The organism is Bradyrhizobium sp. R2.2-H, assembly GCF_004346455.1.
GTDB classification, from domain to species: domain Bacteria; phylum Pseudomonadota; class Alphaproteobacteria; order Rhizobiales; family Xanthobacteraceae; genus Bradyrhizobium; species Bradyrhizobium diversitatis.
On record NZ_SMBR01000028.1, the window covers coordinates 35,201 to 45,163 of the forward strand.

Consider the following 9,963-nt stretch of genomic DNA (forward strand, 5'->3'; position numbering starts at 1 on the left):
CGAGGCGCCATAGAGCGCCCGTCGAGGGGAGGCGCTGATGCGCGCACTGGTTCTGCTGCTGTCATTCCTGTTCGCGGTCCCTTGTCTGGCCAACGGGTATCCGGAGCGTGCGATCCGGATGATCGTTCCCTATCCGGCGGGCGGCTCCACCGACATCCTCGCGCGGGCGATCCTGCAACCCCTCACCGAAATCCTTGGCAAGCCGGTCATCATCGACAACAAGTCGGGTGCCGGGGGCATCATCGGCACGACAGAAGCGGCTCGGGCAACGCCGGACGGATACACGATCGTATTCGGCAATCTCGGGCCGAACGCGTTGAACGCGAGCCTCTACAAGAAGCTCGCCTACGATCCCGTCCGCGATTTCGTGCCGATCTCGAAGGTCGTCGACGTGCCGTTCCTGCTGGTGACGGCGCCGTCGACCGGGATCAGCAGCGTCTCCGATCTCATCGCGCGCGGCAAGAAGGATCCGAACGCCCTCACCTATGCGTCGGTCGGGCAAGGATCGGCCTCGCATGTCACGGCAGAGCTGTTTCGTCGTCAGGCCGGCATTGAAATGCAGCATATTCCGTATCGCGGGGGCGCGCCCGCAACGAACGATACGCTGGCGGGCCAGGTTTCGGTCTATTTCATCACACCGCTTGAAGGCATGGGGCAGGTCCAGGCCGGCATGCTCAAATCGCTCGGCATCAGCACGGCGGAGCGCTCGCCGCTGTTTCCGGACACGCCGACCATCAACGAGGCGCTTCCCGGATTTCAGGTCGTGGTGTGGTTTGGCATCCTTGCGCCCGCTGGCACCCCGCCAGAGATCGTGGCCAGGCTCAACGACGCAGTCACGCGCGCGGTCGCGACGCCGTCCGTGCAGGAGGCCCTCAAGAAGCTGGGCGTCGAACCGAAGAGCTCAACCCCGGATGCTTTTGCGGCCACCATCCGCGCCGATGTCGACAAATGGACGAAGGTGGTGAAGGAGGCCAACATCACACTCGACTAGCACCGTCTCCGCTATTCGGTCTTGACGCTGCGCTCCTCGATCACCTTGCGCCAGGACGGTATTTCTGCGGCGATCAGGGCGTGCAGCTCGGCAGGTGTGCTGGCCTTGGCCTCGACGCCATAGGAGAGAAACCGATCCCGTATCTGTGGTATCGCCAGCACCGTGCCAAGCGCGGCGTTGAGCTTGGCCACGACGTCCGGCGGAGTGCCGGCAGGGGCGAGAATGCCGAACCACGTTTCGACCGAATAGCCCTTCAAGGCACTGCCGATGGATGCCGCCCCGGGAGCAACCGGCGATGGGCCGGGCGAGGAAACCCCGAGCAGTTTCACCTTGCCGGAGCGGATGTGCTCGTTCAGCGTATCGGAAGTGGTGGTGAGAAGAATGTCGACCTCGCCGGCAAAGATCGCAAGCGTCGTTGGCGCCTGGCCCCGGTATGGGACGTGGACCATTTGCAGACCTGCCTGATTGAGGAAGCGCTCGGTGCTCAGATGCCCGAGCGAGCCGGGTCCGGCAGACGCGTACAGTAACGGCTTGCTCTGCACCTTGGCATAGGCAAGCAGCCCGGCGACGTCGTTCACCGGCACCTTTTCGCTTGCCACCAGAACCAGCGGCGCTGTGGAAACCAGCGACACCGGCGCAAAGCTCTTTAGCGGATCGAAATCGATGCCCTTCTGCAGCAACGGCGCGATCGAGATCGGGCCGTTGTTGGCAAACAGAAGCGTGTAACCGTCGGCATCCGATCGAGCCGCTTCGTTGGAACCGGTCGTGCCGGCCGCACCGCCGCGATTGTCGATGACGATCGGCTGGCCGAGGATTTTTGTCATCGGTTCCTGCAGAGCACGCGCCATGATGTCGGTCGAACCGCCGGCGGGATAAGGCACGATGAGCCGGATCGGACGCGATGGATAATTGTCCGCTGCGGCGGGCGCGACGAGGATCGCCGCTCCGAACATGAAAACCAGAACACCTAGTACCTTCACCACGATCCTCCCACGCTGTTTTTTGATTATCTTGCAGTCCGAAAAATTTCGCGCCTTGGCATCAAATCATGGAGATGTCTCACTCTTCCCAAATGCGCCGGCCGCAGCCGCCTGTCCGACGTCATCCTTGGACAGGCCGAGCACGCGCGAGAGGATCTCATCCCGGTGCTCGCCGATGGCGGGTATGTCGTGGCCGATTTCAGTCCGCGCGCCCGACATCCGCCACGGCGCGTTGACGCCCTTGAACTCGCCTGCGACGTCGGCGATCGGCGCGAATACGCCGCGGGCGGACAAATGCGGGTCATCCAGCGTCTCCGCGGGATCGCGAAAGCGGGCGCTTGGAATACCGGCGCGATCGAGCGCAGCCAGGCACTCATCCACGGAGTGCTGCATCGTCCATCGCTCGATGACCTGCATCATCGCGATCCAGTTCGCACCGCGCGCCGATACCGAGATGAAGCGAGGGTCGGACGAAAGCTCCGGCAAGCCCGTCAGGTCGCGAAGCGCCGCAAAATTGCGTGCCGACACCGGCGCGATCAGGACGTCGCCGTCCCTAGCGCGCACAGGGCCGTAGGTCGGGCGCGCCGCCGGCGCCGAGAACTGCGCTTCCTGCAGCTCATAGACCAAGAGGTTCAGCATGCAGTCCATCAGAACGACATCGACGTGCTGCCCTGCTCCCGAACGCTCCCGTTGTACCATCGCCGTTTGAATCGCCGAGAACCCGAAAACGCCGCCGAGAATATCGGCAACGAACACGGCTCCTGCCGCCGGCCGGTCGCGATCGCCGGCATATCGCATCAGTGCGCGATCGAAACCGCTCTCGGCATGAACGATCATTGCATAGGCCGGGCGCTCCGACTGTGGACCGGTCTGGCCGTAGCCGGATATCGAACAGTAGATCAAACGCGGATTGATCTTGCGAAGCGCCTCATATCCGAGACCGAGTCGCTCCATGACGCCGGGCCGGAAGTTCTCAACCAGAATATCCGTGCTTTCGACCATGCGATGCACGAGCTTGATCGCCTCGGACGACTTGAGGTCGAGCGCGATGCTCTTCTTGCCGGCATTGAGCTGACCGAAATAGGCGCTTTGGCCGTCGCGAAGGGGCGCGCGCAGACGCATCTCCTCGCCTTCCGGCGGCTCGATCTTGATCACTTCGGCGCCGACATCGGCCAGCAGCCGGGCGCAGTAGGGTCCGGCGAGCATGATGGAGAAATCCAGCACGCGGATGCCCTCGAGCGGTGATTTCAACGATTGTCCCTGCATCATCGGTTCCTATCGAGGTAAGCCGAGCGCACGCTGCGCAATCAGGCTGCGTTGAATTTCGTTCGTTCCGATGCTGATCACCCACATCAGGGAATGACGCAGGTTTTGCTCGAACCGGCCGTTGTCGATGGCACCCGGCATCTGTTCGGACAGCGTTGCGCGCATGCCCAGCATGTCGAGCGCAGCTTCGCCGAAGCGTTCCATCAGCTCGCTGGAAAAGACTTTGCTGATCGCGCCATACTCCGGCGGAGTGATGCCGCCGGCGGCGAGGTCAGCGCAATGCATCATCAGCTGGCGCCCGATCTCGATTTCGCACGCGAACGCCGCCATGCGGTCCCGGATGATCGGATCCCCGCTCAACTCCTGCCGGGCCATGACGTGCTGGCGTAATCGTTCAAAGGCATGCGCGACTTTCAGCACGATGCCGCCGCCGACCAGCCCCCGTTCGAAAGCGAGCGCTCCGGTCAGGACTTTCCAGCCCTCGTTCTCACCGCCGACGAGGTTCTCCAGGGACACGCGAACATCGTCGTAGAAGATGTTCGCGAACGTTCCATCGTACATGGTGGTGGCCGGCCGGATCGTGATCCCGGGCGTGTTCATCGGCACGATGAACATGCTGATGCCGGCATGGGGCTTGGCGCTCTTGTCGGTTCGCGCCGCCAGGAACATGTATTTTCCCCACCAGGTCGTGGTCCAGATCTTCTGACCGTTGATGACCCAGTGGTCGCCGTCGCGGACCGCGCTGGTGCGTAGCGCCGCGAGGTCAGACCCTGCCTGCGGCTCGCTGTAACCCATCCCGTGCATGGCCTCGCCGCGCAAAATCTCCGGCAGATATTTCTTCTGTTGCTCGGGCGTTCCGAACATCATCAAGGCGTTGGCCTGGATCGACGCTCCGATGCGCGGAGCCTCGTTCTGCTCCATGATCTCCATGAGGGCGATCTGCTCGAGCGGCGAACGCGCCTGGCCGCCGAACTCCTGGGGCCAGCCGAGGCCGATCCAGCCGGTGCTCCCCATATCGGCAGCAAATTCAGCGTCGAACTCACGCTTTGCGAACGGCTTGGCGTCGAAGGCGGCCTTTCTGCCGCCCGCCCAGTTTTGCGCAAGCCACCGCTTGACCTGGTCGCGCAATTCATTGCCGGCGGAGCCGAGGTCATATAGCGGCATCCCCGCACCGCCATTATCGAACAGATAGGCGGCGAGGCTTCGTCTGGCATAAGCGGCGCCACCAAGCGCGATGGTGTCCAGATGCACGCGCTTGAAGTGCAGCGGCGCTTCGTGTTCTTCGGCGTAGCCGATCGCGCCGAATGTGTGCTGCGTCTCCAGCGAAACGCGTCGCAAAGAAGGGCCTGCGAATGCCATGGCGCAATCGGAGAAGTACGGCCAGTCGAGCCCGCCCTCGTCCCGCAGTTTTGCCGCATGGTGCAGAACCAGGCGCACGCCTTCGAGATCGATGAAGCAGTTGGCGAGCTTGTGCTGGATCGCCTGGAACCGCCCGATCGGCTGGCCGAATTGCTGCCGTTCCCTGGCGTAGGCGACCGCCAGTTCGAACGCGCGGCGCGCGGCACCATGTGCGCGCGCCAGTAGCATCAGACGCGCGATCGATCGCAGATCGCTCAGGCTGATCTCGGCAGCAGGAACAAGTCTTGCCGGCACCGCATCGAGCGTCAGCTCCCAGTTGCCCCATGCCCCCATGGCGCGCGTCGGTATACGATTGACGCCGGGAGCCCGAAGGTCGACGAGCACAAGCCGCGCCTCATCCACCGGCGTGAACAGGTGGGTCGCGCTTCCCGCGGCTTCAACGAACCGTAGGCCTCCCGTTGCCTTATCGCCATGAAGCGTGATCGAGCCGATACCGGGATCGGAATCGAACGCACCGAAGGAAACGACAATGCGCGCCGCGCCCACGTGAAGCGCCTTTTGCAACTCGGCTGCATCGGAGGATGCATCCGACAGCACGAGATTGGCCAGCACGGCAGACCACATCGGAGCGGGGCACGCGGCACGGCCGAGTTCTTCCATCACCGCCAGGATCTCGCGAAGGCCGCCCGCCTCCGGATCGGCGCCCAGAACCGCGACACCTTGCTGGACCAGCTTGTCCCAGATCTCGGTGATCGCGTCCGGCGACGCACCATCCTTCAGGCAGTCGGCGCGCCAATGCGCTTCGAGAAGTCCGCGCAAGGAATCGCGAAGCATGCCCGCAACGTCGTCGCTTTCGATGTCGGAGGCCGCCATCGCGACAGCCTACGCCTGACCGAACCTCGGCTTGCGCTTCTCCTTGAAGGACATGGTTGCCTCCTTGTGATCAGCTGTCTCGAACGTGACCTGTTCGAGCGCCATTGACGCCTCGAGCAACATGTTCACGCGATCCTTCACGATCTGGTTGATCGACAGCTTGGTCCAGCGGATCGCCCAGGTCGGGCCGTTCGCCAGTTCGATGGCGATTTCCCGCGCCTTGCCCAGCACGTCAGCACGAGGAACCACATGATTGACCAGGCCAATCCGTTCGGCCTCCCTGCCCTTGAGCAGCGTGCCGCGGATCAAAAACTCCTTGGCCTTGTTGATGCCGACCAGCAACGGCCAGATCACGGTGCCACCGTCTCCGGCAACCAGCCCGACGCGCGAGACGTGCGTGTCGCCGATGCGGGCGTCCTCGGACATGACCGTAATATCGCACAGCAGCGCGTGGGTCGCAGCCAGCCCGATGGCATCGCCATTGATCGCCGCGATGATGGGCTTGTCGAGCTCGAGCTGCCGGGTGACGCCGCGGCGGCTGATCATGGGATCATGGATCTCGCCCTCCTCCAGGACGTCCCCGCCGGGACGCTCCGACATCGCCTTGACGTCGCCGCCAACGCTGAAGAAATCGCCGGCGCCGGTCAGCACCACGACGCTGACGGCATGGTCATCGGCGAGGTCGTCCCAGATCGTCCGCAGCTCGCGGATCAGCTTCTGATTGATCGCATTGCGCGACTGCGGCCGGTTCAGGGTCACCGTCGCCACCTTCTCCGCCACGTCGACCTTGAGGCATTCATACTTCGCGTAATTCGACACTTTATTCCTCCCGTTTTTGTCGTTGTTTGAGCGTAGGCCGTCAGCTTCCAAGCCCAACTAACGCCGCATGCCCGGCCGGACCTCGGCCATCGCGACATGCAGCGACATCGCGCCCGGGTCCTGCTCAAGCATTCGCTGGACAGCTTCGAGATGCGCGCGCATCAGGCGGCGCGCCGATGAGGTGTTTCGTTCGGCTATGGCGGATAGAAATTGACGCCGCCGCTCAGCCAGCCGGCTCATCGCAACGCCGCTCGAGGCCACCTTGGCGTAGACAAAACGCATGTGAATTTCTGTCACCGAATCCATGATCATCGCGATGACCTTGTTTCCGGTCGAAACCGCCAGCAGCTTGTAGAATTCGCGGGAGCACTCGACCCGGTCGAGAAGTCTCCCCTCTCTCGTCGCAAGCTCGGTTCGCCGGATGTTGGCCTCGAGCGCGTCCAGATCGGACTGACGGGCGTTGTCACACGCCAGCCCGACGACGAGGTCGAGCACGTGGACACGCGCCTCGGACAGCTCCCGGACCGAAATCGTGCCAAGGCTCAGCATGTCTCTCATGACGTCGTTCATGCGGCTGGTGTCGCCCTCCTGGATGAAGGCACCGCCTTTGACGCCTTTCAGCAATCGAAGCACGCCAGCCATCTCGAGGCTGCGCAGCGCCTCCCTCAGGACATTGCGGCTGACACCGAGCTGCTGAGCGAGATCACGCTCCGGAGGCAGCTTGTCGCCGGGCTTCAGCAACCCAAGCGCCAACTGCTCGCGAATGCGTTCGCAGATTTCCTCGAACGCGCGGCGGGTATGGATCGGGCGAAATCTTGGCGCTGGCGACGGGCTTGCGGCAGCCCGCTGATCGGCGGCGCGCTCCCGCCTCCCGGACGGAACCTTGCGTGAGCGCGCGGACGCGCGGGGGCTTGACTTGGTGCTCATGGAGTGAACTATTAAATGGATCACCCATTCAACGGAAGCCCCTTTTTCGGGCTTCGAGCAAAAAGTTCTCGAGAGGGCCCATGAACTTTTCCGAAGAGCAGATCGCCTTCCGCGACACTGTGCGCAGGATGGCCGAGAAGCATGTGGCGCCGATTGCTGCCGAAATCGACGAGACCGACCGCTTTCCGACCGAGCTCGTGAAGCTATTCGGCGAGATGGGGCTGATGCAGCTTTGGGTGCCGGAGCAATATGGCGGCCCGAACGGAAATCTCACCATGGCCTGCATCGCACGCGAGGAGATCTCGAAGATTTCACCGGCTTGCGCCTCGATTGCGGCGCTCAACACGATGTTCATCATGCCGCTACTGCATTTCGGCTCGGAGGAGCAGCGCAAGAAATACCTGCCGATCATCGCCCGAGGCGGCATCGTCACCGCGATCGCCATCTCCGAGCCGCAGGCCGGTTCGGACGTCGCCGCCATAAACACCCGCGCCCGCAAAGACGGCGATTGCTACGTTCTAAACGGCCGCAAACAATGGTGCAGCTACGGCGTCGTGGCCGACTACATCGTAGTGATGGCGCGGACGAGCGATGGCAATGGCGCGGACGGCATCAGCGCCTTCATCGTCGAGCCGAAAAAAATGTCCGGCGTTTCGTTCGGACGCCACGAGCGCAAGATGGGCTTTCGCGGCGCCCCCAACACGCCGATCTTCTTCGATAATGTCAGGGTTCCCCTCGAAAATCTCGTCGGCGAGGAAGGCAAGGGATTCCGCGCCTCCATGCGAGCGCTCGACCTCAACCGCCCCACCATCGGCGCCCAATCCGTTGGCCTCGCACAGGGCGCGCTCGACGCCTGCGTCGCCTATGCGAAGGAAAGGAAGCAGTTCAAGAAGCCGATCTCGGAGTTTCAGGGCGTCCAGTTCATGCTTGCCGATATGGCCATGCACATCGAGGCGGCACGCGCGCTGGTGTACGAGTGCGCCCACGCGGGCGATGCCGGCGACTGGAAGCGCCTTAACGTGCTGGCCAGCATGGCCAAGTGCGTTGGAAGCGACATGGCCATGAAGGTGACGACCGACGCCGTCCAGATCTTCGGCGGCTACGGCTACACCATGGACTATCCGGTCGAGCGCATGATGCGCGATGCCAAACTGACCCAGATATTCGAAGGTACGAACCAGATACAGCGATTGGTGATTGCCCGGGAGCTGCTTCGCTAAACTAGCTGCGAGCCGTCGGATGACAGAGAAAATCGCGGAAAGCATAGTCCTAGCGCGAAAGCTCGTTGTCTTGGTAGCGGGGAGCGACTCGCCCTCTTACCCGAACATTCCGGTTGTGTTCTGGGGCGAGTTGCGCCCGTCGGACTTTCCTATCTGCGCGCGCTAGTATCCCAATCTACGACGAGCTCGCAATCGATCTGTACCAATTGACCTGAGCGCTGTACTTCGTGGCGAACGTACAGAAACGAAGGAGAAGCGCTCGAAAGCTCGGAACGATCAAGCCGGGTTCCCAACTGAAAGAGCCCGTTCTGATTCGTAAATGCCCTAAGTCTTTCAAAAGCTTGGTGGGCGCACCAGGGCTAGAGATCAACGGCTTACAGCGGAAAGTCCAACTGCAGTAGCGCGTCGTGATTGGCAGACCGAGACATCGGAAACGTCGGCGGGTCGAGTCACTGGTCCGCTACGGCGCTAAATCGGCTACTGATCGTAAGAAATCGGATGCCGCGACGACTCGGTCATCGGTCTGCCTGAGGACCGGACCACCTCGACGTGGAGGGGCACGTGCGCGATCAGGCCTGCAACGATCGGTGGGCGCGCAGGATACCCCGCTCGGAGACGTTGAAGGAGTTCGAGCGCCCGACAATCCGGCGAGTTCTGCTTCGCAGGCGCGCTCGTGAGCCAGCTCCAGAAGCTCTACCATCACCTTGCAGGCGCGCCGGTTTGGCGGGAAACTGGCCCCACGCCGAGATCAACGAGAAGCAGGCCCGGTCGATCAAATACCAGCTCACCATCGCCAAACTGCCGCTTGCCAAGGATATTACCGACTTCCAGTTCGACGGCACCCCGATCAACCAGACGCTCGTCAATGATCTCGCCGGCGGGTGGCTTCATCGCTCTGCAGCGCAACGTCGTCCTGGTCGGCGGCACCGGCACTGGCAAAACCCACTTGGCCATTGCAATCGCCAGGAGCTGCATCAGATCAGGCGCCCGTGGCCGCTTCTACAATGTGGTCGACCTCGTCAACCGTCTGGAGACCGAGACCCGCAACGGACGGCAGGGCCGGCTTGCCGAGCATCTCACCCGGATGGACTTCATCGTCCTGGACGAGCTCGGATATCCGCCCTTCGCCCAGTCCTGTTCCACCTCGTTAGCCGGCTCTATGAGCGCGCATCCGTAATCGTCACGACCAACCTTGCCTTCGGCGAACGGCCCAGTGTGTTCGGCGACGCCAAGATGACCACCGCACTGCTCGATCGGCTGACCCATCACTGCGACATCGTCGAGACCGGCAACGACAGCTGGCGATTCAAAAGCCGAGACGACGATCATATCACCCGCGCTCGTCTCGCCTCCGCTATCCCGGCCAGCTCCGACGAGACGAGCGCTACCGCCAAACCCCGCCGCACCAAGGGGTCAAAATTGGACGCCGACGAGGGGCGCATTGCCTCACCCAGAATGTTACTGGACAACTTCTCGCCGATGATTGGGTCGATGCCATCGAATTGGTTCGGTGGCGTCTATGGCGGGA

7 protein-coding genes and 1 pseudogene are annotated in these 9,963 nt (G+C 62.7%); 3 read left to right on the plus strand and 5 right to left on the minus strand.

The features are described 5' to 3' along the window. Positions 1 to 37: 37 nt before the first annotated feature. Complete coding sequence (locus EDE08_RS37765; RefSeq protein ID WP_131874724.1) at positions 38 to 991, plus strand: Bug family tripartite tricarboxylate transporter substrate binding protein; 954 nt, start codon at positions 38 to 40, stop codon at positions 989 to 991. Between the two features lie 11 nt (positions 992 to 1,002). On the opposite strand, the gene EDE08_RS37770 is transcribed toward EDE08_RS37765, so the two are convergent. The 5 genes from EDE08_RS37770 to EDE08_RS37790 all read right to left on the minus strand — a co-directional run bounded on the left by EDE08_RS37770 (position 1,003) and on the right by EDE08_RS37790 (position 7,215). Continuing rightward, the gene (locus tag EDE08_RS37770) at positions 1,003 to 1,971 is read right to left on the minus strand and encodes a Bug family tripartite tricarboxylate transporter substrate binding protein (protein WP_131874723.1); all 969 of its coding nucleotides are present in this window, start codon (positions 1,969 to 1,971) and stop codon (positions 1,003 to 1,005) included. 66 nt (positions 1,972 to 2,037) lie between these two features. After that, entirely contained in the window at positions 2,038 to 3,222 is a 1,185-nt protein-coding gene (locus EDE08_RS37775; protein WP_245525003.1) for a CaiB/BaiF CoA transferase family protein, read from the minus strand. Between the two features lie 24 nt (positions 3,223 to 3,246). Then, positions 3,247 to 5,142, minus strand: a complete 1,896-nt coding sequence (locus EDE08_RS37780; protein ID WP_245525004.1) for an acyl-CoA dehydrogenase family protein — start codon at positions 5,140 to 5,142, stop codon at positions 3,247 to 3,249. A gap of 336 nt (positions 5,143 to 5,478) precedes the next feature. After that, the gene (locus EDE08_RS37785) at positions 5,479 to 6,288 is read right to left on the minus strand and encodes an enoyl-CoA hydratase/isomerase family protein (protein WP_131874721.1); all 810 of its coding nucleotides are present in this window, start codon (positions 6,286 to 6,288) and stop codon (positions 5,479 to 5,481) included. Between the two features lie 57 nt (positions 6,289 to 6,345). Then, positions 6,346 to 7,215 (minus strand): FadR/GntR family transcriptional regulator, encoded by an 870-nt coding sequence (locus EDE08_RS37790; RefSeq protein ID WP_131874720.1) that lies wholly within the window; start codon positions 7,213 to 7,215, stop codon positions 6,346 to 6,348. On the opposite strand from EDE08_RS37790, the gene EDE08_RS37795 reads away from it, so the two are divergent. Both EDE08_RS37795 and istB read left to right on the plus strand, forming a co-directional pair. Beyond that, the gene (locus tag EDE08_RS37795; RefSeq protein WP_245525006.1) at positions 7,176 to 8,435 is read left to right on the plus strand and encodes an acyl-CoA dehydrogenase family protein; all 1,260 of its coding nucleotides are present in this window, start codon (positions 7,176 to 7,178) and stop codon (positions 8,433 to 8,435) included. The genes EDE08_RS37790 and EDE08_RS37795 overlap by 40 nt on opposite strands. Positions 8,436 to 9,170: 735 nt before the next feature. Further along, positions 9,171 to 9,755, plus strand: a pseudogene (gene istB / locus EDE08_RS37800) (IS21-like element helper ATPase IstB); the annotation flags it as partial. Between the last annotated feature and the right edge of the window lie 208 nt (positions 9,756 to 9,963).